We start from the raw sequence: 24,783 nt of genomic DNA on the forward strand, positions 1-24,783 counted from the left end.
GCCCTGGGCCCGGTGCCGATTGCGCCGGCCGCTCACCGAACCAATGTCTGCAAACCATCCATGAGCACCGCACCCTCCACACCCCGTCCCAGCGTGATGCAACTGGCGATCAAGGAAAAGGCCGCGCTGTACGCCGCCTACATTCCCATGTTCGCAGAAGGGGGCGTCTTCGTGCCCACGCAGCGCGAGTACCGTCTTGGCGATGATGTCTACGTGCTGCTGACCCTGCCCGACGAGCCCCAGCGCTATCCCGTGGCCGGACGCGTGGCGTGGATCACGCCCGCACGCGCCTCGGGCAACCGCACGCAGGGCATAGGCATACAGTTTCCCAAGGACGAGAAGTCCGCCGAGCTCAAGGCCAAGATCGAGAACATCCTGGGCGCGGCGCTGAGCTCGGACAAGGCCACGCAGACGGTCTGATGGCTGCACCTGTTTCAGGTGCACCTGCCTGCCATGCATGCCGACAGGGAGGACAGCTCCCGGGTCGGCATGGCTGTTTCTGAACCACGAGATTCCATGTTTACCGATTCCCACTGCCATCTGAACTTCCCCGAGCTGCAAAGCCGCCTGCCCGAGATCCGCGAGGCCATGGCGGCCGCGCGTGTCACGCGTGCGCTGTGCATCTGCACCACGATGGAGGAGTTCGGCGATGTGCACCAGCTGGCGCTGGACCACGACAACTTCTGGGCTACCGTGGGCGTGCACCCCGATACTGAACACATGACCGAGCCCAGCGTGGGCGACCTGGTGGAGCGCGCCGCGCTGGCGCGCGTGGTCGCCATCGGCGAGACGGGCCTGGACTACTACGGCATGGAAGACCGCAAGGGCGGCCGCACCATTGCCGACCTGGAGTGGCAGCGCGAGCGCTTTCGCGTGCACATCCGCGCGGCGCGCCAGACGCAAAAGCCCCTGGTCATCCACACCCGCAGTGCCTCGGACGACACGCTGGCCATCCTGCGCGAAGAAGGCGAGGACGGCTCGGCAGGCCAGGCCGGCGGTGTCTTCCACTGCTTCACCGAGACCATGGAGGTCGCGCGCGCGGCGCTGGACCTGGGCTACTACGTCTCGATGTCGGGCATCGTCACCTTCAAGAACGCCCAGCACCTGCGCGACGTGGCCGCCTTCGTGCCGGCCGACCGCCTGCTGATCGAGACCGACAGCCCTTATCTGGCGCCCGTTCCCTATCGCGGCAAGACCAACAATCCGTCGTATGTGCCGTACGTGGCCCAGCAGATTGCACAGGTGCGCGGCATTCCGGTCGAGGAGGTGGCGGCCCTGACCAGTGCCAACTTCGATCAGCTTTTCAAGGGGGTTGTCGCATGAGACTGAATGCTGCGGCCGTCGGCCGCGTGGACCGTCGCCGCTGGCTGGCCCGGGCCGGCCGCGCCCTGACGGCCGTGGCTGCAGCCGGTGCCGGGCTGGCGCACGCCAGCCAGTACGACGACTACGTGCGTGCCATCGTCAGCGACAACGAGCGCGCCATGGTCAACCTGATCTTTCGCGGCTTCGATCCCAACACGCGCGACACGCGCGGCCGCCCGGGCCTGGTTGCGGCCCTGCACCAGGGCTCCCTGGGCGTCTTCGACGTGCTGCTCAAGTCCCCCGGCATCAAGGTCAACGAAGCCTCGCAGCAGGGCGAAACGCCGCTGATGATGGCCTGCATCAAGGGCCACCTGGACCTGGTCAAGGAACTCATACGCCGGGGCGCCGATGTCAACCGCCCCGGCTGGACACCGCTGCACTACGCCACCTCGGCCGACCTGCCCCAAACGCTGGACATCATCAAGCTGCTGCTGGACAAAAGCGCCTACATCGACGCCGAATCGCCCAACGGCACCACGCCGCTGATGCTGGCTGCCCAGTACAGCAGCGAAGCCGTGGTGGACCTGCTCATCGCCGAAGGCGCCGACGTCATCCTGCGCAACCAGCGCGGCTTCACCGCCGCCGACTTCGCCAGGCAGGTGGACCGCCAATACATGGTCGACAAACTCACCAAGGCCATCAAGGCCGAACGCAAGACCCAGCCCTCGCGCGGGAGCTGGTAGCCGCCAGCTGCAAGCCGCAAGCGAAAGCGGCGTGGCCGCCCCCAATCCTGTCCGCTCAGGTGGCGTGGTTCCTGCTCAACCTGGCATACAGCCCGTCGCGCGCCAGCAGTTCGGCATGCGTGCCTTGCTCGGCGATGCGGCCGCGCTCCATCACCACCACACGGTCGGCATGCTCGATGGTGGACAGCCGGTGGGCGATGACCAGCGTGGTGCGGCCCTGCATCAGCCGTGTCAGCGCCTCCTGCACCAGGCGCTCGGATTCGTTGTCCAGTGCCGAGGTGGCCTCGTCCAGAATCAGGACCGGCGCATCCTTGTACAGCGCCCGCGCAATCGCCAGCCGCTGGCGCTGGCCGCCGGACAGCTGGCTGGCGTTGTGTCCCACCACCGTCTGCAGGCCCTGGGGCAGGCCGCGCACGTGCGAGCCCAGGTTGGCGGCGTCCAGCGCCGCCCACAGCAGTGCCTCGTCTTCCACGCCACCCAGCGCCACATTGGCGGCAATGGTGTCGTTGAACATCACCACGTCCTGGCTGACCATGGCGAACTGCTGGCGCAGGGCGGCCAGATCCCATTCGGGCAGGGGGGTGCCGTCCAGCAGCAACTGCCCATCCGTGGGCTGCAGAAAGCGCGGCAGCAGGTTCACCAGCGTGGTCTTGCCCGCGCCAGAGGGGCCGACCAGGGCCACTACCTCGCCCGGGCGCACGCGCAGGTCCACATGGCTCAGGGCGGGCGCCTTGTCCTCGCCAAACTGAACGGACACGTCGCGCAGCTCGATCTCGCCACGCGCCTTGCCGGGCACCTGGGTGCCGCCGGTCTCGTCGCCCGAGCCCTCCAGCAGATGCAGGCCCCGCTCCAGCGCCGCCACGCCGCGCGTGATGGGGTTGGCCACATCGGCCAGGCGGCGGATGGGGGCAATCAGCATCAGCATGGCCGTGATGAAGGCCGCGAAACTGCCCACCGTCACATCCTGCACATTGGCCGCGGCGGCTCCCGTGCCCCGGCTTTGCCACAGCGCGATGCAGATCACGGCCGACAGGGCAGCAGCGGCCAGCAGTTGGGTCAGCGGCGTCATCGCCGCAGAGGCGATGGTGGCCTTGATGGCCAGCTTGCGCAGTTGCCCGCTCAGGCCGCCAAAGCGCTTTTGCTGGCCCTGCTGCGCGCCATGCAGGCGCACCATGCGGTGGGCCAGCACGTTCTCCTCCACCACATAGGCCAGGGAGTCCGTGGCTTCCTGGCTGATCTTGGTGATGCGGTACAGGCGGCGCGACAGCGTCTTCATGATCCAGGCCACGCCCGGCACCACGGCGGCCACCACCAGCGTCAGCTGCCAGTTCAGATACAGCAGGTAGCCCAGCAGCGCCACCAGGGTGAAGCCATCGCGCGAGATGCCCAGCATGGCCTGCACCAGCAGGGTGGAGCCGGTCTGCACCTCATAGACCACGGTGTTGGACAGCGATGAGGCCGACTGGCGCGAGAACAAGGCCATGTCGGCCGCCAGCAGCCGCTCGAACAGGCGCCTGCGCAGCGCCAGCATGCCCTCGTTGGCAATGCGCGCCAGCGCGTACTGGCCCACGAACTGCGACAGGCCCCGCACCAGGAACACGCCGATGATGGCCAGCGGCACCGACCACAGGGGCAGCGTGCCGTCGGTGAAGCCGCTGTCCAGCAGCGGCTGCAGCAATGCCGGTATCAACGGCTCGGTGACCGCACCCACCAGCGTGGCGGCCACGGCCATCGTCCAGGCCAGGCGCTGACCACCAAAATAGGGGGACAGGCGCTTCAGGCGCTGCGACAGGGTCAGGGTGCTGGCGAGATCATGGGCCGCCGGTGCGGCGGACGGCGCAGGGGCCGGCGGCGGTGAGGATGGTGCGTGCATGAAGCGCGGATTTTACGGCGGGCTTGCCTGGGGCTGCCCCATGGGGAACCGATGCGGCTGGCGGGGATCGACAAAGCCTGGGCCGACAGACCCTACAGTGCACGTTCTTACATCGTGACGCATCCAGTGTGTGTAACATTCGCACCTGTGCAAGTACCGGGGTCTTCCCGTAGATATTGATGAATGCCAATGACTATTGACCGACTCCTTTCTCCTTCCTCCCTGGCGGCCGTGCCGCGCCCTTCGCGCCGAACCCTGCTGGCCGCTCTTGCCTCCACTCCTGCAATTCCCGCGCTGGCCCAGTTCCGCGTCGAAGTGACGGGCGTGGGCCTGACCCAGTTGCCCATCGCCATTGCAGCATTCAAGGGAGAAGGGCAGGCGCCCCAGAAGATCTCGGCCATCATCCAGGCCGACCTGGAGCGCAGCGGTCAGTTCCGCGCCGTGGACACGGCCGGCGTGCAACTCGATGAAACCTCGCGCCCCGATGTCGCCATGTGGCGCCAGAAAAGCGCAGATTCCCTGGCCGTGGGCAGCATCACGCGCCTGGCCGATGGCCGCTACGACGTGCGCTTTCGCCTCTGGGACGTGGTCAAGGGCCAGGACCTGGGCGGCCAGGGCTTTGCCGTCACCACCGGCGACCTGCGCCTGGTGGCCCACCGCATCTCCGACTACATCTACGAGAAACTCACGGGCGAGAAAGGCGTGTTCTCCACACGCATCGCCTACGTGACCAAGGCAGGAAGCAACTACCGCCTGTGGGTGGCCGATGCCGATGGCGAGAACGCGCAGTCCGCCCTGTCCAGCCCGGAACCCATCATCTCGCCCGCCTGGTCGCCCACCGGCACCCAGCTGGCCTATGTGTCCTTCGAGTCGCGCAAGCCCGTGGTCTATGTGCACGATGTGGCCAGCGGCCGCCGTCGCTTGGTCGCCAACTTCCGGGGCTCCAATAGCGCGCCGGCCTGGGCTCCCGATGGCAACTCGCTGGCCGTCACGCTCAGCCGTGATGGTGGTTCGCAGCTGTACCTGATCAGCGCCCAGGGCGGCGAGCCCCGCCGCCTGATGCAAAGCAGCGGCATCGACACCGAGCCGAACTTCTCCAGCGATGGCCGCTCCATCTACTTCGTCAGCGACCGTGGCGGCGCCCCGCAGATCTACAAGGTGCCGGCTTCCGGCGGCAGCGCGGAGCGCGTCACCTTCACCGGCAACTACAACATCTCGCCCAGTGTCAGCCCCGATGGAAAGTGGCTTGCCTACATCTCGCGCGTGGGCGGCGGCTTCAAGCTCCACGTCATGGACCTGGGCACCGGCACCGTGAATGCCATCACCGACACCACGGCGGACGAAAGCCCCAGCTTCGCTCCCAACAGCCGCCTGATCGTCTACGCCACGCTGCAGCAGGGCCGCGAGTCCCTGATGACCACCACGCTGGACGGCAAGATCAAGGCGCGGCTGGCAGGGCAGGGCGGAGACATCCGCGAGCCCGACTGGGGTCCGTTCCAGCGCCAGTGATAGCCCGGCTTCCTCGATTTCTTTTCAGTCAACAAGTCAACTCAGCACGAAGTCCATCCGGACATACGGAGATTTTTCATGATCACCATCAAACGACTTTCCCTGGCACTTGCAGTCACCGCACTCATGGCAGGTTGCAGCTCGGGCGTCAAGCTCGACGAAACCCCGGTCACCGACGCGGGCGCCTCCAGCACGGGCCAGGGCAGCGGTGCCGGCACCGGCAGCACCTCGCAAAGCGGCATCTCGGGCGTGGACCTGACCGGCTCGGCTGCCGACAAGGCAGGTCCCCAGGGCGTCAGCCGCATCGTCTACTTCGACTTCGACAGCTACGTCGTCAAGGCCGACGCCCAGCCCCAGATCGAAGCCCATGCACGCTTCCTGAAGGCGTCTTCTGCACGCAAGGTCCAGATCGAAGGCCATACCGACGAGCGCGGCGGCCGCGAATACAACCTGGCCCTGGGCCAAAAGCGCGCCGAAGCCGTGCGCCGCTCGCTGGGCCTGCTGGGCGTGAGCGACGCGCAGATGGAAGCCGTGAGCTACGGCAAGGAAAAGCCTGCCTCCGAAGGCCATTCCGAAGACGCCTACGCGCAAAACCGCCGCGCTGAACTGTCCTACCGTTGATGAACATGCAGCGCTCCCCGATCCTGCATCGCACCGCGCTGCGCACGCTGCTGGCTACCGGCCTGATGGTCTGCTACGCCGCCAGCGGCCATGCCGCGCTGTTCGGCGATGACGAGGCGCGCCGCGCCATCCTCGAAATGCGCCAGCGTGTCGACAGCATGCAGCAGTCGCAGCAGCGCATGACCGAGGAAAGCGCGCAAACGCGCCGTGGCCTGCTCGAACTGCAGTCGCAGATCGAGCAGCTCAAGTCCGAGCAAGCCAAGCTGCGCGGCCAGAACGAGCAGCTGCTGCGCGATGTGGCCGAGCTGCAGCGCGGCCAGCGCGACATCGCCAAGGGCGTGGACGAGCGCCTGCGCCAGTTCGAGCCGGTCACGGTGACGGTGGACGGCCAGGAATTCGCGGCCGACCCGGCAGAGAAGCGCGACTTCGAAGCCGCGCTGGCGCAGTTCCGCGCAGGCAGCTTTGCCGAAGCCGGCACGGCATTCTCGTCCTTCCTGAACCAGTGGCCCAAGAGCGGCTACGTGCCCTCGGCACGCTTTTGGCTGGGCAACGCGCAGTACGCCAATCGCAACTACAAGGACGCGATCTCCAACTTCCGCGCGCTGCTGGCGGCAGCCCCCATGCATGGCCGGGCGCCGGAGGCGGCGCTGTCCATCGCCAACTGCCAGATCGAGATGAAGKACACCAAGGGCGCGCGCAAGACGCTGGAAGACCTGATCAAGGCCTATCCCAACGCCGAAGCCACAGCCGCGGCCAAGAACCGTCTCGCCAGTCTCAAGTGATGAACGACACGGTCTCTTCATCCCCTGCGGGAGAAGACAAGACAGCGCCTGAAGCAGGCGCTGTTTTTTCTGATGCCGACCTGCAGCGCCGCTTCGGCGGCCTGGAGCGCCTGTATGGCGTGCCGGGCGCCGCGCGCATCCGCGCCGCGCACGTCGTCGTGGTGGGCATCGGCGGCGTAGGTTCGTGGACCGCCGAGGCGCTGGCGCGCAGCGGTGTGGGCGAGCTCACACTCATCGACATGGACCATGTCGCCGAGTCCAACATCAACCGCCAGATTCACGCGCTCTCCACCACCGTGGGCCAGGCCAAGATCGAAGCCATGCGCGAGCGCATTGCCCAGATCAACCCGGCCTGCCGCGTGCACTGCATCGACGACTTCGTGGATCCGGACAACTGGCTGCGCCTGCTGCCCCAGAACGCGGACGCCGTCATCGACGCCTGTGACCAGGTCAAGGCCAAGACTGCCATGGCCGCCCATGCGCGCGCCACGAGCCAGTGCTTCATTTCGGTCGGAGCGGCCGGCGGCAAGCGCTTGGCGCACAAGGTGGACATCGAAGACCTCAGCGCCACCACGCACGACCCTTTGCTGGCCCAACTGCGCTACCGCCTGCGCCGCGAGCATGGCGCACCCAAGGAAGGCAAGCGCATCGGCATCGCCTGCGTCTTCAGCCGCGAGGCCGTCGCCCCGCCCGATGCCTCTTGCGCCATCGAAGGCGACGGCACGCTCAACTGCCACGGCTACGGCTCGGTGGTAGCCGTCACCGCCACCTTCGGCCAGTGCGCCGCAGGCTGGGTCATCGATCAACTGAGCCGCATCAAGAATTGAGGCGTAAAATTTGGTGCTAGAATCTATGTCTTCGCTGAGCAGCATCTGATGCATGCAAAGCGTGGTTCGGGTCTTTAGCTCAGTCGGTAGAGCAGCGGACTTTTAATCCGTTGGTCGCGAGTTCGAATCTCGCAGGACCCACCAAATAAACACCAATAAAATCAAGCCCTTACGCCGCAAGCGTAAGGGCTTTTTTCTTGTCCTCGGTGGTCTGCTCTGACCAAAACATGACCGCGTTTGCGTACTGGGCCAGGTGCTCCGGCGCCAGGTGGGCATATTTCTTCACCATCTCCAGCGTCTTCCAGCCTCCCAGCTCCTTCAGGACGAACAGGGGCGTGCCGGATTGGACATGCCAGCTCGCCCAGGTGTGCCGCAGGTCATGGAAGCGGAAATTCTCGACACCGGCTGCGGCGAAGGCCCGGGCAAGAATTCGCGCATCGACCTGCTTCACAGGTGTCCCGGTAGGCCGCGTGAAGACGTTGACGCCTTTGGGGCGCGCATTCAGCACGTCCAGCGCTTCGCTGTTGAGCGGCACCACTCGCGCGGAGCCCGATTTGGATGCATCGGCGCTGACCCACGCCGTCGAGCGCTTGAGATCCACCTTGTCCCAGGTCAGCGTGAGGATCTCCGCGCTTCGCATACCAGTGGCAAGGGCGAAGCGGCAGATGTCCCGCATCCAGTCCTGAGACAAGGCCATGATGAAGGCGCGGGCCTGCTGGCGGGTCAGGAACCGAATGCGAACCGCTGGCTCCCGGTAGTTGCTGAGAATGGGTGCACGGCCCAGCCACTGCATCTTCTCGCACATGTTGAGAAGGGTCCGCAGGGTGGCGATGTACCGATTCTTGGTGCTCTGCGACGTAGGTCGCTGCATAGTGGAGCCGTGGCGCACGAAGTGCGTGGGCAGGTTGTCAAGGATCACGTCGCTTGTTAAAGAGCTGATGGGCCTGCCGCCGAAGACGGTGCGCCAATACGCGACGTGCCGAACCTTGGTGTCGTAGTCGCTCTGTCCGGCAGAGGCACGGAGGAATTGAACGGCAGCTTCCTCAAAAAGCCGCTGCGGCTGTTCCCCCAGCTTGTCCTGCCGCCACATCTCCGCCTTCAGGCGGTCGTGGTATTCCTGAGCTGCCTTGCGCTCGGTCGTTTTAGAAGATCGTCTAACTCTTTCGCCGCTTGGCGTGCGTAGATCGATCCACCAGATTCCGGAAGTTTGATCTTTGCGGATGGGCATTCACTATCCTGGTTCCGCAACGATAGCCGGGTGACATTGTTGCGAGGTTTGTTGAGGGCGGCAAGGGCGGATGGCCAGACGCGCCATATGCGCGATCCGGGTAGGCGAAAGGCGATCTCGTGCCGCCTTTCGAAGACGGTGCCGTAGGAAACCTGCAGCCGCTGGGCGGCTTGCTTGAGCGTGAGCGCGGTTTCACTCATGGGGCTTTCGCAAGGCTGTGTGCTGCAGAACAGGGAATTCGTCCCAGGTTTTGCCATCCAACTCGCGGCCGGCCGCTTTCTTCCCGATGCGCACGGCGCCATAGCCGTCGCCGAAGTCGTGGGTGGTCTGGTCAGCAACTCGGGGCCGAAACTGCGGGCCGCCCTCCAGCGGGTGGAAGTAGAGGCCGGACAGGGCCGGCGCAAACTCTCCCCACTGCTTGAACAGGAACGGCGTGCCCACGGCTTCGCACTGGTCGCGCAGTTCACGGTGCCAGTTGGGATGCGTGGGCCGCGCGCCGGGGCCGCTCTCGCCGCCAGCGATCACCCAGTCCAGTTCCTCCAGCGCGTTGGTGCCGTCTGCAATATTGCTGGGGTTGGCGAAGAAGCCTTCGAACGACACCGGACCGAGCAGCGGCTCCATCGACAAGAAGCGCACGGACGCGGGGATGCGGAGCAACTTGAGAATGTCCCGGTCGGCCTCGGCCTGGTTGACAACCGTCGCACCCAACCAGACGTTCGCGGGCGGGCCGTCGAGGAACATTTCGCCCAGCATGGCACCCGCGTTCCCAATCCTTTTGGTGAGGAGGAGCCAGTCAAGGTCCGCGGTGTCCAGGATCAGGGCTGCCAGGTCATCGCGCCATTCACGGCTGACTGCGTTATCGAAAACGTCAGCGAGGCTCGCGCAGAACACGCGCTGGCGGCGGCCGTGCTGCGCCTGGAACGCTTCTGCCTGCGCGTTCCACCGGCGCGGCAGGTTCCAGTTCAACACGCTTGTGCGGCGGCGCGGCGCGCCCGGCCCCCAGTTGATGGCCTGGCCTCCGCTGTAGCGCGCGTTGCGCGTCTCGGCATAGCAGTGGTCGCAACCAGGCCCTACGCGCTGGCAACCCTCCCATGGGTTGAATGTGTGGTCAGTCCATTCGATCTTGCTGTCCTGGGACATGCGTTTCTCCAATGAAAACGCCCCGCTCGGTGGCGGGGCGTGGTTGATGTGGTGATGGGTCAGTGGGGCAGGTCCGGGGCCTTGAGTCCCTGAAGCTGGATCTCCTGCAGCACGCTGGTGTGCTGCTCGGCAAAGGCCTGCCAGGCCGCTGCAGGTATGGTGATGCCCTGACCCTCGTGCTCCGGTAGTCTGGCGGCGTCTTTCAGGCCCTGAATGGCAACCACGGCGCGGGCGAGCAGGCCGGCGGCGTAGATTGACCCGGCCAGATGGAACGCTTCCTCAATGTTCGACCTGCTCATGTCGCGGCTGCCTCATGTGGGCGTCCGTCGAAATGGGACGAAGGCATGGCATCCAGCTGGGTCTGCAGCAGTTTGCGCTTGATGTGCGTGCTCATCGGCAGGATCACCATGGGATTTGGGATTGCGCTGGGGCTGAGCGTGCGGTTGATCTCTGTGACCGCCGAGAAGACGTGGCCGCAATAGAAGTTCTTGCACACAAATATGGTTTCGCGGCTCGTGTTTGTGAGCTGCATGCTGGTCCGGGTGTATGCCGGCCGTTCGCAGTGGGGGCACATCATGCGCATGGGGCATGCTCCTTCACAGTGTCGGTGGTGGTGAGGCTGAGGGCGACCCTGGCCAGTTCCAGGGCCATGTCGTCCATGGCCTGGCCGCCCAGCTGCAGCGCGGGATGGACGGCCAGGTATTCCCGGAAAGCGCTCACGGCAGCACCAGGTGCTGCGGCGCGATGGCAGGGCTCGGTGCGCAGGCGCTCGGCCAGTACATCCAGCTGGTCGAAGGTGAAGGCCATGCCGCGAATCGCGCGCATCGGGCCTGGCGTGTGGAAGGTGGCGCCGCACTGCTGTGCCAGCAGCACGAGAGGGGTGTTGATCATCGTCATGGTGTGGCTCCTGGTCAGGCTGCGAAAGGCTCGATGCGGCGCGCGGGCGCGGGGTAGTACAGATGCCCGCCCACGCGGCTGGGCAGCGTGAATGCATAGAAGCGCGAGGCAGGCAAGCCTGGATGCGGTTGCAGCTCCGTGCCTTGGTAGCAGTTGCTGGGAGGTGTGTAGGGCTTCGGGGGTGAGGACTTGGACATGTAGATGCAGAAACGAAGCGGCCCGCGCAAGGCGGGCCGGTGCATGGTGGAGGTGGTCGATTAGCCGGCGAGGGTGTGGCGGGCCGACGTAGGGAAGGGGTTGTGAGCTGTTGGCGTGCTGCTGGGGGCCGGCAACTGTGGGGCTGTGGGCAGTGGTTCGAGGAAGTCGCTCCGGTCCGAGTGTGTGACCTTCAAGTACTCCACTTCGACCTTGGCTGTGTCCACCAGCACAGAGGCGACCTGAGCCACTGCTCGGGCGCGGTCTACGTCCATAGGCTGATCGCGGTTGCGAAGATCTGTCAGCGTGTCCAGCAACTGCTGGCGAACGAGGGTGATGTGCGGGGTGCTCATTTTGGTTGGCTCTCTTTTGCAATTCGGTTGACCTGGCGGGTGATGGCGCCCTTGAGCTGGACCAGCTTGGCCAGCTCGGGAGACTTGCGGGCGGCATGGTTGCGGCGCGCGTTCTCGGCGCGGCTGATGCATTCGAGGCGATCAGCTGTGATTTCGGCCTCCTGCGTGGTGCGTTGGCCCGGCCGAAACACGATGATGTGACCCTCTGGCACAACGCCGTTCGCGGCCTCCCAGACGAGCCGGTGCACAGCTGTCCAGCGTCGGGCGGGGACGATGCGACGGTCATCGGTCATCTTGCGTTCCAGAATCCCGTCGCGCGTGACGCGCAGGCTGCCAATGGGCAAGTAGTTCCGGGACTCTTCGGGCCGGCGCGCCTTGAACTGCGTTGCGCGGGTGTTTTCGTGGTGGCCGGTCGATCCTGGCACGCCTTTGTTCCATGGCGTGAGGCCTGGCTGGAACTGCGTGGCTACCATGCGAGGGTCATTCCTGCCGCGCCTGATTCGGCCGCTGTGCTCACTGTCGTTGAAGGCCTGGGATTTCTTGATCCCCAAGGCCGCAGCTTGGCGGTAGATCGTTGACGTGCTGTAGCCCAGGACCTGGGCGACATGGTTGGTAGGCGTGTCGGGGTACAGGGCGCGCAGTTGGGAAATCTGATGCGGTGTCCAACTGGAGGCTATCGTCGTGGTGGTCATGAGCCTTGGCCTTTCCGGGTCACTCGTAAAGTCCGTAAGGTGGGCAGCAGCACGGCTGTGTTGTCCTTGCCGCCAGATACTGAAATGACGTGCTTTGTCGCCATGGGGTTGGGTTCCTCGGGGCGAAAAAAGCCAGCTTGGTGGCTGGCTTTGGAAGGAGGAGAAATCAGGGAGGGCGCCGCGCGGCCCCTCGCTCATGCCTCGAGGGTCAGGAGGGAATGATCTGAAAGGGCGTGCGGTCCTTGCCCACGATCCAGTTCGGCGGCTTACCCCGGCCTGTCCAGGTGGCCCCGGTGGTGGGGTTGCGATATTTGGGCTCGCCCAGGGGGCCTTTCTGTATGACGCCGCGCGAAGGGAATACATCTTGCTCGCTCAGCCGGTACTGCTGGACCAGAAGGCGCACCTCTGCTACCGCATCGGCCTTTTCAGTCTTCATCGCTGCCGCGATACGTGCATCCAACTCGGCTTTATGTTGCAGAAGGGTCTCGTAGTCAGTCATCTTGTTTCTTTGGTTCTTAGATAATTATATATTTATATAAATATATTGATATTTAATTATCAATCAATAATTATTGAGATTATTACTAGTGTTGAGCTAACGAATTTACGGCTATCATTTTATCGTTTTGATATAGTTTGTCTATATGTTTCTGATTGCAACCGTGGTGGCCGGCTGGCTGGCGATGATGAAATGAACGCCTAAGGTTGCATTTAGCTTGCTACCCATGGAGTCAAAATGGATCGCAAAGAAAGCATCAGTGCAATCATTGAGCTAGCTAACCTGGGGTCACAAATTTCCCCAGCTGAGGCTGTTCTTGCGGTTGCCCAGGTGATAAGTGAAATGTGTCCAGCTGGTAGGAACTATGACGCTCGACTCGCTGTTTTGCTGCAGGTCGGCGCTACTCTCTGGCATGTGTCATCAGCTGCCGGCATGCCTCTGCAGAGTGAGCGGATGGATTCGGTTCAGCAAAAGGGGGTAGAGCATTAGTGCAAATACCCACTTGATTTTTCTAGCCTCAGCTAATAAGGAACTGTTCGCGATCTTTCCCCAAAATCCAGTGTGGCGGCTTGCCACGCCCAGTCCAGGTAGAGCCGGTGGCGGGATTCCTGTATTTGGGTTCTCCCACAGAGCCCTTTGACTTCACACCGCCGCGAGCAGGAAAAACGTCTTGCTCTGTCAGCTGGTACTGCTGAACCAGGATGCGAACTTCTGCCACCGCGCCTGCTTTTTCAGTTTTCATCGCTTCCGCGATGCGTGCATCCAGCTCGGCCTTTTGCTGCAGCAGGGTCTTGTATTCGCTCATTGTTTTTCTCCGGTAGGGTTTCGAAAAGTGGGCCCTTCATTTGGTAGGGCCATGGATGAAAAGTTCTGGTCATGCAGCAATTGCAGCCGCCAGAAGGAATGCACCGGCAAAGCCAATGCTGTCGGCCAACAGGCTCATGCCTGCGAGGCCAAGGAAAACGCTGCGAAGGCTCATGGCTGTACCTGGTAGCTGTCGCGAACGTCGGCAATGTGGGCAATGAGGCCATTGCAGAAGTCCGTGAAGCTGCTGGCCGGTAGGTGCACGGCGCTGCGGTCTTTGACTGTGGGAATGCCCAGGGCCGCGGCCGTGGTGGCCTTCACGTCGAAGATGCCCAGGCGCTTGTTGATCTGCCCGATGTTCAGCGCAGGTGCCGTCTCTTGAGGCGCGGCGGGCGCTGCTGGCTGCTCGGGCAGCATCAGGGCGCGACCATCATCCTGCACGTGGCCAAGCACGCGCGGTGGCTGCTGGGTATCGATCAGCTCCAACGGCGGTTGCCAGGGCGCAGTTGGCGAAGCGGCGGGCAGACCATGGGCCGGATGCGTGGCCGCGAATTCTGCGATGCACTGTGTGTAGTAGATCCGGGCCAGTTCCAGCTTCACGTCCATCTGCGCCTCCAACGCACGGTCGCGCTCAATGGCCCAGGTAGTCAGGCGCATGTGCTCGGGGATGTGCTCGACCAGGTGGAGGTGTTGCGGCTCGTGCTGGCTCAGCAGATCCTCTGGCGTGTTGACCATTACGTAGTTCACCTCCCAGCGGTTCAGGTCCCACAGCCTCATGTAGCCACGCATCTGCCAGGCATACAGGGCGTCCTCGCAGTCGCGCACAAAGGCCGGGAAGGTCTGCAGGCTCCAGGAGCATTTCAGGTCGTGGCCGCAGCGGCGCGGCCCCAAGTCCACGGTGTCGGCTTCTCCCGTGATCTGGCCGTCGCTGCGCCGTTCGGTGTTCTTGACCAGGGCCAGTCCGCGCACACGGTTCAGCAGTGCCAGGCCTTCCGCTTCCACAGCCTTGCCCTTCTCGGTGTACTTGCTCGAAAAGTTGAAGTCCACGCCCCATATGTCCTGCCGCACCAGCTCGCGGATATAGGTCTTGGCGCCTTCGCTGAGCGTGCGCAGCTTGAGGTCTTCGAGCAGGGCCTTTTCCTGGTCTGTGCGCTCTTTCTTGGCCTGGATGGCCTCGACCTCGGGCGTGATCAGCGCGGGGTCGATGCTCGCGGGCGCGGTCATCAATCTGCCGATGCTCGAGCAGCGGAACAGGATTTCCCTCATGGGGCACCTCTGGAGGCGGCGGCAGCATTGAAAGCAATGAGACCTGGACGGTCATCGGTGAGGGCGTTGCGCCCCTCCACGCAGGCCTCGGCGAACTTGTCGGTACCGCGCACGCTGATGATGTAGTCCACCCAGCCCTGAGCCAGGGTGGTGAGTGGTGCGGTCGCGCCGCCCTGGCCGTCGTCGTCCTCGCCGGCTTCGGCCACGCCCGTGATCTGCTTGAGCGTGTGGCGCTGCAGGTAGGTCGTGGTGGAAGTGATGGCCTGGATGGCGTTCTTGCCGCCTGTCTCGTCGGGTTGGGCCGTGATCGAGATCTTCTCGCTGTGGCCCAGGCGATGCCGCAGCCAGCAGGTCACGGTGATGTCGCGGCCCGCCTGGCTGGTCTCCCAGGATCGCGAGAAGCCATGGGCGGACAGCTCCGGGCCCACGGCTTGCACCACGTCGTCCAGTTCGGCGTGCATGTAGCTGGTCCTGCCCTTGGCTGTGGGGAAGTCCACGACCTTGCGCTTCACGATGCGGATGTTCTTGGCCTGGAATGCCGCCAAGGCTTCGTTGTAGGCCTTCTCGGCCTCTCGGCGCTCCCCACGCTCCCACAGATCCATCAGCTTTTCGATCTGCTCGGGCGGCACGCCGCGCTCTTGGAGCGTCAGCAGGAAGTGCGCAGCAGGGGACATGACCAGGGCAGCAGGCGCGGCGTTTGTCGTCGGCATCAGGTCAATGGCTGCCGCTTCGGTCTTTGAAACAGCGTTCATGGAAACCTCGCAGGTGATGGAAAAAGAAAGCCCGCAGCAGCGGGCGATGGTCGGCACCGGCGCAGCGCCTGGTGCATCGGGCGGTCATTCCGGGTCTTCCGGATCGCCGCGTATTTCGCGGACGGCGGACAGGTAGCGGCGCCCGCCGGCGGGCCACGCACGGTCCAGTTGTTCCCCTGCCTCTTCAAGCATTTCAAGCAGCAGAGGCACCTTCTCGGCGTCGGTCAGATCAGCCAGATTCATGGCTTTTCGCGGTGGCATTCCACCTGCCTCTCGTCCAGCCATTCCGCATGCATGCCAGGGCACGCCAGCGCGCTGACGGTGGCGGGCGGCGCCTTGCCGGGCTCATCGTCCAGCGTTGCCTGCAGGCACAGCAGGCTGATGCCCAGCAGCATGGCAATCAGCCACGCCATCGGCGGCGGGTCCGGGATTTCGTCACGTTGGTGCATGGTGGCTCCTCGATCAGTGGCGGTTTCGTTGAAGGTCCGCGATGTCTTCGCGGGCACGTTGGCGGGCATAGGCCCGCAGCCACTCGTCCATGGAAATGCCCATGACGGTCAGCTGCGGGTGTTCGGGGTTCAGGCTCTGGCCCATGCGCTCGCTGGCGGCGGCGATCTGCTGGGCCAGCCCGTACTGCGCGGCCTGCAGGGCCTCCTGCACAAACTCGGCAGTGAAGGGCGGGCCGTAGTACTCGCGGACGTAGGTGTCCAGTTCGGAGTCTTCTGTCTCGGCGCGGTCGTAGCGCGCCGCGTTCTCCGCAGCGGCCACTGAGGCCCAGCAGATAGAGGGGAGTCGTGCATTCATAGGCTGGGCCTCCAGAAATGAAAAGGGCCTGCGTCTGCAGGCCCTTGTGGGTGGGTCGATGGAGCCAGGTCAGAACCCACTCCAAAGGTTGAGATTGCCGGATGGCTCCGGCTCCATCGCGGCGGCGTCCTGGGAAAGGGTGCCAGCGTGATGGCCCTCTTGTGAGGGCGTTCCGGATGCGCTCCGGTGGGCGTGTTGTTCTGGGCTTTTCTTTTCTTGGCATCCCAGTGCATGCCTCAAGCCGTATTTCTCCAATCCCCCCAGCTCAGGGTTCTGCGGGGCCTGTCCCAGTCTCCCGGCAGCGCTTACCTGCGTGAGCAGAGGCTGGTTCAGTGAGGCAGTGCGCCGACGACCTTTTGTATCCCGCTGCCGCCCGCGGTGCCTGTGTTTACCCAGCCGTGCGGCTGCATGAACGAGGGCGGCATGTTGGTGGCGCCCGTCGGCAGTGAAATCGCTGTCGACGGATGAAATTTACCAAACAGTAATTTACTTTGCAACACCAAATGGTAAATTTTTTCTCAAAAAAGAAGCCCGCTTAGCGGGCTGTGAAGATAGTTGTGGGTGTGTGGTCGTTGCTACATCGGCGCGGCAAACGTTGCCACCGCTGTGAGAACGGGGGCAAGCACGAGTGAGGCTAGGCCACTGAAGCGTCCTGCCAAAAGTGAAACGATTGGACCACCTACGATCCACCCGCCAACGAGCAGGCCCAGGGGCCACCAGCCGGTACCGATGTACACATGGTAGGCGCCGCAAAACAAAAGCAGTACGCCACAGATTAGGCCGACAGTGCCGGCTTTTTGTGAGGCAAACATCTGTCCTGTTGGCCAGCCACGCTGTTCTGCGACAGAGTTAAAGGTGAGCAGAGCGTATGAGAAGGCGCCGGCGCCCAACATTGTCAGTTCCAAGGTATTCATTTATCTATGCAAAACTTCTTAAAGACCAAGATCCCAGCACACGGCCCTGAATGTGTAAACGATGTGGAACCTCTTTGAGCGGTAGCTCTTCTGGTCTGCGCCCATCATTGCTCTCGATCAGAACATTACCGCTGGCGATTGAGACGCTCAAGCGCTTGACGCGCAAGAGATCATCCAGGGTAAGAATATAGATGCCATCGTCAGTGAATTCATTGGTCGGTTGCACAAACATGACATCACCGTCCTCAATTTGACCAGTCATGCTACTCCCGCGAGCGGTAAGCACCTTCAGATTTCGGGGATTGGCGTTCAGCTTCTGCCTTATATAGCTCTCAAGCACATCCACATGACGGACAACCTCTTGGAGGGGGTGTCTTCCGGGTCCAGCAGATGCCTCAGCAAGCACAGGGAGCCGGGCATAACCATCGGCTGGCGGTTGTGAGTGGAAAGCTGTGATGTCCACCGGCGGTGAGGCTATCCGAGATAGTCCAGAAGCAATTTGCTTGGTCTCCAAGGAGGTGCCTGATGGTCGCTGCTCAAGATAGTGCTCAGGCATTCCCACCTTCGCTTCGAGGTTCCTGGCCTTAGCACTTCCAAAAGACTTCGTTCGTAGCAGGCCCGATATCTCGCCTTGGTTTAGTTGATGAGCCGCAACGAAGTCCGCCTGAACACCTCGATGATGCTCATCGATCCACTGGCGTAGCCGTACCCGCCTGTTTTCTGTGTCGCGTAGTGCCGCGTCGGAAATTGTTGCCATGGTTGCATTTTTGATTACCTTAAGGTAAATCTCCAAAAGGTGTTGCGCAGAATTTACCAAATGGTAATAATGCGGCATGGACAAACTTCTCATCTACCTCAACAGCCTTCCCAAGGCTGCAAGACAGGCCTTCGTCGCACGGTGCAACACGAGCGAGGGCTACCTTCGCAAGGCTGCTAGCAAGGGGCAACGCATAGGTGAACGTCTGTGCATTGCTATCGATCGTGAGTCAGGTGGCGTTGTCCGTTGCGAAGACATACGGCCTGAGGTCGACTGGGCTTACCTGCGCAGGACAGCCTGCCCAGGATCATTGACTTCCCAAGACAAGCTCTCAGGCCATCTTGACTGCGATAGAGACTCTGCTGCTCGTCTTGGAGGCGTCCATGAATAAAGCGGTTCGTCGCTTGATCGCCTTCGCTCGCGGCACGGGCCGCACCAGCTGCTCCGACACCATGGAGCTGCGGCAGCAGTGCGATGCCAACACCCTGCGCGTGCTTGACGCACTGGCCCGTGCCAAGGGCATGGAGCGCCCGGCCTACATCGAGGCGCTGCTGGAAGAGCATGTGAAAGAAGCGTTGCATGAGGCCAGTTTGATCGTGCGCCAGTTGCGCGGCAATCCGCTGATGGTGGAAGCGCTTGGAGCCCCGCCGGAGACCTTTGGTCTGCCTGCGGCCGAGGAAGAGGTGGGGAATGCCCGAGCAACAGCTTCCTGAACCCCTCGTACCCGCTGACTGCGACTTGAGCGACTTCCCGTACATGGAGCTGGATGTTCGGCGCCTGCGCGACTCGCGTTTTGCATCGACCCCCAACGGTGATGCGTTCCGCGCTGGCGTGCTGTTGTGGTGCGCGGCCTGGCACCAGATTCCCGCTGCCTCGCTGCCCGATGACGATGTGGAGCTGGCCAACCTGGCCGGCTACGGCCGCATGCCGATCAGCGTGCGTGAATGGAAGAAGGTGCGGGCCGAGGCCCTGTCTGGCTTCGTGAAGTGCAGCGATGGCCGTCTGTACCACCCCGTGATCGCTGAGAAGGCCGTGGCTGCGGGCGCGGCGAAGCGGCGGCACGCCTACGGAAAGTTCCTGGACCGCCTGCGGAAAGAGAACAAGGCGCGGGAGAAATCCGGCAAGCCCCTGTTCGGAATTCCAACGCCGGAGCAGTGGAATTCCGGCGCCTACCCCCACGGAATTCCGCCGGAGCCCCAAGCGATTTCCGCCGGAAATCGCTCGGAAAACGGTGCGACTTCCGGCCAAGTTCCAGCGGAAAACGCTCTTAGAGGGAACAGAGAGGGAGAGGGAGAGGGAACTCTTTATTCCGTAGCTAACGCTACGGGCGGCACCGCCGCCAAGCCGCCGGGCGAGATGACGAAGGACGAGCTGTGGCGTGCGGGCAAGTCCCTGCTGGCCCAGGCAGGCCTGCCGCCGGCTCAGTGCGGCTCGTTCGTGGGAAAGCTGGTCAAGGACTACGGCGACCAGATCGTGGTCGATGCCGTGCGTGCTGCGGTCGTGGCGCGGCCGGCGGACCCCGTGGAGTACCTGAAGGCGACCTGCATGCGGGAGAAGGGCGAGCGCGCCACCCGGGGCAGCAACAAGCACAGCGCCGCGTATGCGGCCATCGTGGGGGACTGAGCGATGCAGAAAATTTCCGCGCTGGCACCGGCAGCGCTGCGCGATGGTGCGCGAGAGCCGGCGGACCAGGCCGCCGCGAACCCGGCCGTGAAGAACCTGTTCCTCGTGATGCAGGGCTGCTACGGGTCGTTGTTCCTGAGCAAATTCGCCACGGGCGTGCTGGACGACCAAGGCCGCGACCTGGGCGTGCGCGCCGCGATGCGGGTCTGGCGCACGACGCTGGCCAAGTACGCGCCGGACGTGATCGAGGCCGCCGTGGCGCGCCTGACGGCAGAGCACCCGGACTACCCGCCGCATTTGCCGCAATTCGAGGCCATGTGCCGGGCCGCCACGCCGCGCAAGACCTGGGCGCAGGAGCTGGGCCTGCTGGCCCTGCCGGCGCCCAACGCAGCGCCTTTGCACGTGCAGATCGAGCCGCACGGCGACGGCAAGGACTGGGCCCGCCGCATCGTGGCGCGCGTGCAGGCCGGCGACCAGACGCTGACGCGCACGGCCATCCGCGCCGCCATGCAGGCCCTGGGCATGGAGGGCTGGCCGCGATGACCCTGCTGCAGCTGCTCAAGACCGGCGCCGTGTTGCGCTACCGGCCGGGGTTCCGCTTCTACGCGGTCCAGCAGGGCCGCGAAATCTCCGTCGACCAGGTGGAGGCCGAGGCAGCCGTGCGCGCCGGCCGCGTCCGCCCCGAAAGCACCGGCCCCGATGGGTTCGGCGTGTATCACTTCTCGCTCAGGAATTCCCAATGACCCGCAGGTTTGAATTTGCCCGCGACCAGGTGCTGGCCACCATTGAAGCCGGCCCTGTGCAGTACGCTGCCCTGGCCGGCACCATGTCAGATTCGGCACGCGCCCAGCTACGCGCCATCATTGACGCGCTCGTGTCCGAAGGGCGCATACGCCTGATTCAGTTGGACCGTTTCCCTCACTACGTGGCCGCCGATTGGGTGATGTCCGACGAGCTGCGCCTGCAGCTGATCGAGGGCAAATGCCGTCGCACCCTGGACGGCTGCTTGATCTGGACCGGCTACATCGACCCGCGCCGTGGCCCGATGGTGCGTTTCGGGCCGGACGGCCCACCCACGGCAGCCCGCCGCGTGGTTTGGACGATCAAGCGGGGTCCGCTGGGCCTGCAGCAGACAGTCCGTGCGGCCTGCGATGACCCCGCATGCGTGGCCTATGAGCACATGAAGCTGGGCACCCGCGCTGAAAAAGCGCGCGGCCGCAGCCTCACGCCGCTGACCAAGCTGCGCATTGCCCGCGCACAACAGGCAGCGCGCGGCAAGCTGACCATCGAGAAGGTGCGGGCCATCCGTGCGAGCGCGGAATCGGAGACTGTGCTGGCAGAGCGCTACGGCGTATCGAAGCCCACCATCGGCCAGATCCGCAGGAACGAGACGTGGCGGGAGGAGGGCGGCATGTTCACCGCGCTGATCCCGGGGAGGGCGCGGGCATGACTGTGATCCTTGGAATGGACCCCGGAGCCAACACGGGCGTGGCCGTTTTCGTGGACGGCCAGCTGGTGGAGCTGCTGACGATCCCGCCGCACCACATCGAGCGCACGCTGGCCGCGCGCATGCCGTCGCGCGTGGTCTTCGAAGACAGCCGGCTGCAGTCGCACACCTGGACGCGCGGCAAGACCGGCGCTGCCAGCGCCAAGATGGCGCGCAATGTTGGCCAGGTGGACGCGCGCTGTGCGGACATCACGGCGCACTGCGCAGACCTGGGCATCCCGGCCCACGGCATCAGCCCGGCAGGGAAGGGCGGCAAGCTGGATGCGCGGCGCTTCGCGGCTGTCACGGGCTGGACGGGCCCGAGCAACGAGCACAGCCGTGACGCGGCCATGGTGGCCTGGCCCTACCGCCGCGCTGCGGATCTGCGGGGAGGTGGCCGTGGCTGAAATCGCCCTGCACGCCCATTGGGACGGCCCTGAGCAGGCCCGGGCCAACTTCCTGCAGCGCGTGGCGCCCTGGTGCATGCAGCAGTGGGAGGCCGGCCGGCGCCTGGAGGTGTTCGTGCGCTTGCACGAGGACGCCAAGACCGACAGGCAGCGGACCTTCTATCACGACTTCGTGCTGGCCGAGATCGCGCGCCAAGTGGTCATCGACGGCCGCCGGCACTCGAAAGCCACGTGGAAGGAGCACTTCCGCGCCGAGTACCTGGGCAGCCGTGCGGTGACGCACCACGACCCGATCAGCGGCGCCACGACCACCACGCAGGAGCGCATCAGCACGGAGAGCCTGGGCGTGCGCGAGTACGGGGACCTGATTGACCGCGTAATGGCCCACGCCATCAACGACCTGGACGTGGAGTTCCCTGCGACCTTTGAGCAATGGGAGCGCGAGCAGACCCACCCGGACACGGGCGAGGTGATTGGCGGGGTGTGCTCCTGATGCGCCGCACTGCCTTCAAGTTCGGCGGGGCAGGGTTTCGCCGGCGGGCCGCTCCTGCGTCCCATGCTGCTCACGAGCTGGCGCGCGAGCAGCGCCTGGAGGCCCGCGCCGCCCGCGCCATGGCCGAGGCCCGACCGCGCGCTGCCACTGTGGCGGTTATCGACCAGCACCAGGTCGTGCCCGCGCCAAAGACCGTGGCCCAGCGCAACCTGCGCCTGCGCGCCTTGGCCAAGGGCCAGCAGTGCCTGCTGCTGGTACCGGGGATCTGCACCAACGACAGCACCACCGTCGTCTGCTGCCACAGCAATCTGTCCATCCACGGGAAGGGCGACCGCAGGAAGGCAGACGACCACTACAGCGCCTGGGGCTGTGCCGCGTGCCATTCCTGGCTGGACCAGGGGCCTGCACCGGCCGCGCGCAAGGAAGCCGCGTTCATGGCCGCGCACCTGCGCCAGGTCCTGGCATGGCGTGCGCTGGCCGGTGCTCCCGACACCGATGCCCGCGACCGCGCCGCTGTGCTGTGGGCGCTGGGCCTGCTCAACGCCACGCCGATTCTGGATTTTTGAAAGAGGACCATCTTGGAAACCATGGCCGCGAAGACGAACCGCGACGACACGCAACAACAAGAAGGTGGCCCCGCTTGAGCTGCATGGACTGGATGGCTGGCCAGTTGGAAGGTCGGCAGGAGGAGGAGGGCACGCGGCGCAACAACCCGCGTCCTGCGGGCGTCATCCGCCCGGGCAGTGGCACCGACGTGCTGCTGCGGTTTCTACGCCAGGCCCCCGGGCGCTGGTTTTTCCATGCTGAGCTGGTCCTGGCCCTGGGCCGCAGCAAGGGGGAAATCGATTGGGCCCTCCTGTACCTGGTGCGTGAGGGGCAGGTGGAAAGCCGGCTCACGGAGCTGCCAGGGCGTAAACCTGTGTTACGTTACCGACTGAATGGTGAAGTTCAGGGGTTAACAATTAAATAAATAGGTTGCTATTGCCTGTGGCAGCTGAAGTTATTGACTTTATCCAAGCCTTCCATGGACAAGTTTGGGGAAATTTACTTGTATATCCGTAACGCTTGCTAATAGTAGTGGCTGTATTGTATCTCCAACTTGATTTTGAATTAATGCAATCCAGTGGGAAGGAAAGTATCTTACAAGCATTCCCATATAGTATGACAGCAAGAACATTCTTAATAATGTTGACATTATATCTCCATTCGGAAAGTCCTCAATAATATATTGCATTGGCCCTGATTGATGACTTATTATTGGTAAATGCTGCTTTATATCGTTGAAGTCGTTTCCTTTGACAGTAAAGTTGAGTGTTGGTATGGGGAATCGACTATCTATTGAGTTAAATTTCGACTCCATTTCGGGCAGTCTCTTTCCTGCTATTAAAAGGTCTTTGCACATATCCTGAGATTGGATTATGCAGACCTCAGCATGGGTTTGGAATGACAAAATTTGGCCCAGATGGGCCCGTTCATTTCTGCCAGTGCACTCCGAATACATTCCTAAAAGTCGTGAGCTTCGACTCAATAAATCGTCCAGGGAAATTTGGACATTGTCGTCACCTGCAAATAGAGGTCGTTTGAATTCGTAATGATACATGCCTGCATTGCGATCGGGCATGTTGACTACGGAGACGAACTCCATGTTTGTGGTCGCCGATACCAGTTCTCTGAATGTTCCTTTTGTAGTCCTTATTTTTAGATCAAGTACGCTATTTTTTGGCTTTGAGAGGGTTTCTCTCCATTTAACCACTTCCAGTCCGTGACTTTGTGCCATGCTGGATTCTGATTTGTTTTTATCTAAAAGTAAGATTAGTCCTCGACTCAGGGACAGGACTCCATAATATAATAGAAGTGGCTTTACTGTAGTGGCTGAATTTTTGCTGCTGGCAAAATATTCTTTAGCTTGTGTGAAGTTGGAGGTTATCTCTCTGCTTCTTTGCAAATTAAGCTCATACTTGTGTCTTCTCTTATACCATTTTCTTACATAATCTGTGCTCTCAAATAGAGATAATTGTTCCCAATTTTGTCTTTCTTCCATGGATACGCATCTTTCTTAGAAGTAGCATAAGAATTAGATCTCTGATCTTACATGATTTCTATTCAATTGAATTTTTGTGAATGGTATAAGGGTTTAAGATCCGGCCTGATCATTGAAAAGTTGATGCTGGAAGCGCTGTCCCCACCCTGCCGGCTTCGGATGAATAGGCGAGGAACAGAAGCAGGCTCCGCAGTGAAAGCCGGGACATGCGTACAGGATCGGCTATTGCGGTGTGCCCGTAGGACTCTCGTCACCGGAATCTTGCTTTGAGGCCGACAGCCTGCAGCCCGTTGCTGGTCCACCATGAAAGCTCTGAAGAAACAGGAGCAATGAATGGCGATTTCAGAAAAGATCCAGGACCTGCGCAAGTGGGATGACTCTCGCAAGGGTTTCACAGGAGAGCACTGGTTGGTGCTCGGTGCTGGCCTCTTGGCGCTGCGCCACGCGCGGCGGACGGAAAGTGGCGTTGGCCGCTTGGTGAGCGGTGCGCTGGGTACGGCCCTGATTGCGCGGGCGGCAACAGGCCGCGACGGTCTGTTTGGAACGGCAGAGCGCTTGGCTGCAAAGCCCACGCTGGCCGAGCGCCTGCAGATCGCCGCGCGCCGCCTGTAGATGCGCAGATAGAGGAAGCCTGCCTCTCTGCTATGAGGGGAGGGCGCTGCGGGAGCTGCGCTCCCGTGTTTTGACCAAGGAAGCCCTGTGCCAGACCGGCCAGGGCTTTTTCATTCTTGGCATCCGACGTGTGCCCCAGTTCGGTAGCATACTAATGATTAAT

The 24,783-nt window shown here is 63.0% G+C and carries 35 protein-coding genes and 1 tRNA gene; 18 read left to right on the plus strand and 18 right to left on the minus strand.

The features are described 5' to 3' along the window. Positions 1-60 precede the first annotated feature (60 nt). The 3 genes from GRX31_RS15280 to GRX31_RS15290 all read left to right on the plus strand — a co-directional run bounded on the left by GRX31_RS15280 (position 61) and on the right by GRX31_RS15290 (position 2,045). Entirely contained in the window at positions 61-420 is a 360-nt protein-coding gene (locus GRX31_RS15280; protein ID WP_016446819.1) for a PilZ domain-containing protein, read from the plus strand. Between the two features lie 96 nt (positions 421-516). After that, positions 517-1,323, plus strand: a complete 807-nt coding sequence (locus tag GRX31_RS15285; RefSeq protein WP_160853395.1) for a TatD family hydrolase — start codon at positions 517-519, stop codon at positions 1,321-1,323. Continuing rightward, positions 1,320-2,045, plus strand: coding sequence for an ankyrin repeat domain-containing protein (locus tag GRX31_RS15290; protein ID WP_160853397.1), 726 nt, complete (start codon positions 1,320-1,322; stop codon positions 2,043-2,045). The genes GRX31_RS15285 and GRX31_RS15290 overlap by 4 nt, the downstream gene beginning before the upstream one ends. 55 nt (positions 2,046-2,100) lie before the next feature. Here GRX31_RS15290 and msbA read toward each other — a convergent pair whose 3' ends face one another. After that, positions 2,101-3,918 carry a lipid A export permease/ATP-binding protein MsbA gene (msbA, locus tag GRX31_RS15295; protein ID WP_016452860.1) on the minus strand — a complete coding sequence of 606 codons (1,818 nt, stop codon included), beginning with the start codon at positions 3,916-3,918 and terminating at the stop codon, positions 2,101-2,103. A 189-nt stretch (positions 3,919-4,107) separates the two neighbouring features. Between msbA and tolB the strand changes: the two genes are divergently transcribed. From tolB to GRX31_RS15320, 5 genes are all read left to right on the plus strand, one after another. Further along, positions 4,108-5,427 (plus strand): Tol-Pal system beta propeller repeat protein TolB, encoded by a 1,320-nt coding sequence (gene tolB, locus GRX31_RS15300; RefSeq protein ID WP_016446823.1) that lies wholly within the window; start codon positions 4,108-4,110, stop codon positions 5,425-5,427. A gap of 78 nt (positions 5,428-5,505) precedes the next feature. Continuing rightward, positions 5,506-6,048 carry a peptidoglycan-associated lipoprotein Pal gene (pal, locus tag GRX31_RS15305; protein ID WP_016446824.1) on the plus strand — a complete coding sequence of 181 codons (543 nt, stop codon included), beginning with the start codon at positions 5,506-5,508 and terminating at the stop codon, positions 6,046-6,048. Continuing rightward, positions 6,048-6,830 carry a tol-pal system protein YbgF gene (ybgF, locus tag GRX31_RS15310; RefSeq protein ID WP_160853399.1) on the plus strand — a complete coding sequence of 261 codons (783 nt, stop codon included), beginning with the start codon at positions 6,048-6,050 and terminating at the stop codon, positions 6,828-6,830. The genes pal and ybgF overlap by 1 nt, the downstream gene beginning before the upstream one ends. Further along, the gene (locus tag GRX31_RS15315; protein WP_160853401.1) at positions 6,830-7,657 is read left to right on the plus strand and encodes a tRNA threonylcarbamoyladenosine dehydratase; all 828 of its coding nucleotides are present in this window, start codon (positions 6,830-6,832) and stop codon (positions 7,655-7,657) included. The genes ybgF and GRX31_RS15315 overlap by 1 nt, the downstream gene beginning before the upstream one ends. Before the next feature lie 68 nt (positions 7,658-7,725). Then, a tRNA-Lys gene (locus GRX31_RS15320) sits at positions 7,726-7,801 on the plus strand. A gap of 25 nt (positions 7,802-7,826) precedes the next feature. Here the strand turns inward: GRX31_RS15320 and GRX31_RS15325 are convergent. The 16 genes from GRX31_RS15325 to GRX31_RS15390 form a co-directional block, all read right to left on the minus strand. After that, a complete protein-coding gene (locus GRX31_RS15325; protein WP_160853403.1) occupies positions 7,827-8,885 on the minus strand; it encodes a tyrosine-type recombinase/integrase in 1,059 nt (352 codons plus the stop codon). 192 nt (positions 8,886-9,077) lie between these two features. Continuing rightward, entirely contained in the window at positions 9,078-10,025 is a 948-nt protein-coding gene (locus GRX31_RS15330; RefSeq protein WP_160853405.1) for a phage Gp37/Gp68 family protein, read from the minus strand. A gap of 59 nt (positions 10,026-10,084) precedes the next feature. Continuing rightward, the gene (locus tag GRX31_RS15335) at positions 10,085-10,324 is read right to left on the minus strand and encodes a hypothetical protein (RefSeq protein WP_160853407.1); all 240 of its coding nucleotides are present in this window, start codon (positions 10,322-10,324) and stop codon (positions 10,085-10,087) included. Continuing rightward, complete coding sequence (locus GRX31_RS15340; protein ID WP_046238089.1) at positions 10,321-10,608, minus strand: ogr/Delta-like zinc finger family protein; 288 nt, start codon at positions 10,606-10,608, stop codon at positions 10,321-10,323. The genes GRX31_RS15335 and GRX31_RS15340 overlap by 4 nt, the downstream gene beginning before the upstream one ends. Continuing rightward, entirely contained in the window at positions 10,599-10,922 is a 324-nt protein-coding gene (locus tag GRX31_RS30565; protein ID WP_202396595.1) for a hypothetical protein, read from the minus strand. The genes GRX31_RS15340 and GRX31_RS30565 overlap by 10 nt, the downstream gene beginning before the upstream one ends. A 14-nt stretch (positions 10,923-10,936) precedes the next feature. After that, positions 10,937-11,119 (minus strand): hypothetical protein, encoded by a 183-nt coding sequence (locus GRX31_RS15345; RefSeq protein ID WP_046238126.1) that lies wholly within the window; start codon positions 11,117-11,119, stop codon positions 10,937-10,939. Between the two features lie 347 nt (positions 11,120-11,466). Next, positions 11,467-12,162 (minus strand): HNH endonuclease signature motif containing protein, encoded by a 696-nt coding sequence (locus GRX31_RS15350; protein WP_160853409.1) that lies wholly within the window; start codon positions 12,160-12,162, stop codon positions 11,467-11,469. 208 nt (positions 12,163-12,370) lie between these two features. Continuing rightward, the gene (locus GRX31_RS15355; RefSeq protein ID WP_160853411.1) at positions 12,371-12,661 is read right to left on the minus strand and encodes an H-NS histone family protein; all 291 of its coding nucleotides are present in this window, start codon (positions 12,659-12,661) and stop codon (positions 12,371-12,373) included. Positions 12,662-13,178: 517 nt separating this feature from the next. Continuing rightward, the gene (locus tag GRX31_RS15360; RefSeq protein ID WP_160853413.1) at positions 13,179-13,466 is read right to left on the minus strand and encodes an H-NS histone family protein; all 288 of its coding nucleotides are present in this window, start codon (positions 13,464-13,466) and stop codon (positions 13,179-13,181) included. Positions 13,467-13,636: 170 nt separating this feature from the next. Next, on the minus strand, positions 13,637-14,689 hold the full coding sequence (locus tag GRX31_RS15365; RefSeq protein WP_237426687.1) for a hypothetical protein: 1,053 nt from the start codon (positions 14,687-14,689) through the stop codon (positions 13,637-13,639). A gap of 38 nt (positions 14,690-14,727) precedes the next feature. Then, on the minus strand, positions 14,728-15,483 hold the full coding sequence (locus tag GRX31_RS15370; RefSeq protein ID WP_160853417.1) for an ERF family protein: 756 nt from the start codon (positions 15,481-15,483) through the stop codon (positions 14,728-14,730). Positions 15,484-15,567: 84 nt separating this feature from the next. Then, the gene (locus tag GRX31_RS30570) at positions 15,568-15,726 is read right to left on the minus strand and encodes a hypothetical protein (RefSeq protein WP_202396596.1); all 159 of its coding nucleotides are present in this window, start codon (positions 15,724-15,726) and stop codon (positions 15,568-15,570) included. Further along, a complete protein-coding gene (locus GRX31_RS15375; RefSeq protein WP_160853419.1) occupies positions 15,723-15,932 on the minus strand; it encodes a hypothetical protein in 210 nt (69 codons plus the stop codon). The genes GRX31_RS30570 and GRX31_RS15375 overlap by 4 nt, the downstream gene beginning before the upstream one ends. A 13-nt stretch (positions 15,933-15,945) precedes the next feature. After that, positions 15,946-16,287: a hypothetical protein gene (locus tag GRX31_RS15380; RefSeq protein WP_160853421.1), complete on the minus strand. Its 342-nt coding sequence runs from the start codon at positions 16,285-16,287 to the stop codon at positions 15,946-15,948. A 575-nt stretch (positions 16,288-16,862) separates the two neighbouring features. After that, positions 16,863-17,201 carry a hypothetical protein gene (locus GRX31_RS15385; RefSeq protein WP_160853423.1) on the minus strand — a complete coding sequence of 113 codons (339 nt, stop codon included), beginning with the start codon at positions 17,199-17,201 and terminating at the stop codon, positions 16,863-16,865. Between the two features lie 4 nt (positions 17,202-17,205). Then, positions 17,206-18,036 carry a S24 family peptidase gene (locus GRX31_RS15390; RefSeq protein WP_160853425.1) on the minus strand — a complete coding sequence of 277 codons (831 nt, stop codon included), beginning with the start codon at positions 18,034-18,036 and terminating at the stop codon, positions 17,206-17,208. Positions 18,037-18,341: 305 nt separating this feature from the next. Between GRX31_RS15390 and GRX31_RS15400 the strand changes: the two genes are divergently transcribed. The 9 genes from GRX31_RS15400 (at position 18,342) to GRX31_RS15440 (ending at position 22,937) form a co-directional block, all read left to right on the plus strand. Then, a complete protein-coding gene (locus tag GRX31_RS15400; RefSeq protein WP_237426688.1) occupies positions 18,342-18,671 on the plus strand; it encodes a hypothetical protein in 330 nt (109 codons plus the stop codon). Continuing rightward, positions 18,649-19,581 (plus strand): DUF1376 domain-containing protein, encoded by a 933-nt coding sequence (locus tag GRX31_RS15405; RefSeq protein ID WP_160853429.1) that lies wholly within the window; start codon positions 18,649-18,651, stop codon positions 19,579-19,581. The genes GRX31_RS15400 and GRX31_RS15405 overlap by 23 nt, the downstream gene beginning before the upstream one ends. A 3-nt stretch (positions 19,582-19,584) precedes the next feature. Next, positions 19,585-20,124 (plus strand): hypothetical protein, encoded by a 540-nt coding sequence (locus GRX31_RS15410; RefSeq protein ID WP_160853431.1) that lies wholly within the window; start codon positions 19,585-19,587, stop codon positions 20,122-20,124. Then, complete coding sequence (locus GRX31_RS15415; protein WP_160853433.1) at positions 20,121-20,324, plus strand: hypothetical protein; 204 nt, start codon at positions 20,121-20,123, stop codon at positions 20,322-20,324. The genes GRX31_RS15410 and GRX31_RS15415 overlap by 4 nt, the downstream gene beginning before the upstream one ends. Beyond that, the gene (locus tag GRX31_RS15420; RefSeq protein ID WP_160853435.1) at positions 20,321-21,031 is read left to right on the plus strand and encodes a hypothetical protein; all 711 of its coding nucleotides are present in this window, start codon (positions 20,321-20,323) and stop codon (positions 21,029-21,031) included. Before GRX31_RS15415 ends, GRX31_RS15420 begins: the two co-directional genes overlap by 4 nt. Then, on the plus strand, positions 21,028-21,474 hold the full coding sequence (locus tag GRX31_RS15425; protein ID WP_160853437.1) for a hypothetical protein: 447 nt from the start codon (positions 21,028-21,030) through the stop codon (positions 21,472-21,474). Before GRX31_RS15420 ends, GRX31_RS15425 begins: the two co-directional genes overlap by 4 nt. Then, on the plus strand, positions 21,467-21,967 hold the full coding sequence (locus GRX31_RS15430) for a recombination protein NinB (RefSeq protein WP_337193923.1): 501 nt from the start codon (positions 21,467-21,469) through the stop codon (positions 21,965-21,967). The genes GRX31_RS15425 and GRX31_RS15430 overlap by 8 nt, the downstream gene beginning before the upstream one ends. Continuing rightward, positions 21,967-22,533 carry a nuclease domain-containing protein gene (locus tag GRX31_RS15435; protein WP_160853441.1) on the plus strand — a complete coding sequence of 189 codons (567 nt, stop codon included), beginning with the start codon at positions 21,967-21,969 and terminating at the stop codon, positions 22,531-22,533. The genes GRX31_RS15430 and GRX31_RS15435 overlap by 1 nt, the downstream gene beginning before the upstream one ends. Positions 22,534-22,616: 83 nt before the next feature. After that, positions 22,617-22,937 (plus strand): hypothetical protein, encoded by a 321-nt coding sequence (locus GRX31_RS15440; protein ID WP_160853443.1) that lies wholly within the window; start codon positions 22,617-22,619, stop codon positions 22,935-22,937. Positions 22,938-22,976: 39 nt separating this feature from the next. Here GRX31_RS15440 and GRX31_RS15445 read toward each other — a convergent pair whose 3' ends face one another. Beyond that, positions 22,977-24,008, minus strand: coding sequence for a YaaC family protein (locus GRX31_RS15445; protein WP_160853445.1), 1,032 nt, complete (start codon positions 24,006-24,008; stop codon positions 22,977-22,979). 333 nt (positions 24,009-24,341) lie between these two features. On the opposite strand from GRX31_RS15445, the gene GRX31_RS15450 reads away from it, so the two are divergent. After that, positions 24,342-24,620 (plus strand): hypothetical protein, encoded by a 279-nt coding sequence (locus GRX31_RS15450; RefSeq protein ID WP_160853447.1) that lies wholly within the window; start codon positions 24,342-24,344, stop codon positions 24,618-24,620. Positions 24,621-24,783: the final 163 nt, after the last annotated feature.

Source organism: Delftia sp. CH05 (assembly GCF_009827015.1).
GTDB classification, from domain to species: domain Bacteria; phylum Pseudomonadota; class Gammaproteobacteria; order Burkholderiales; family Burkholderiaceae_C; genus Comamonas; species Comamonas tsuruhatensis.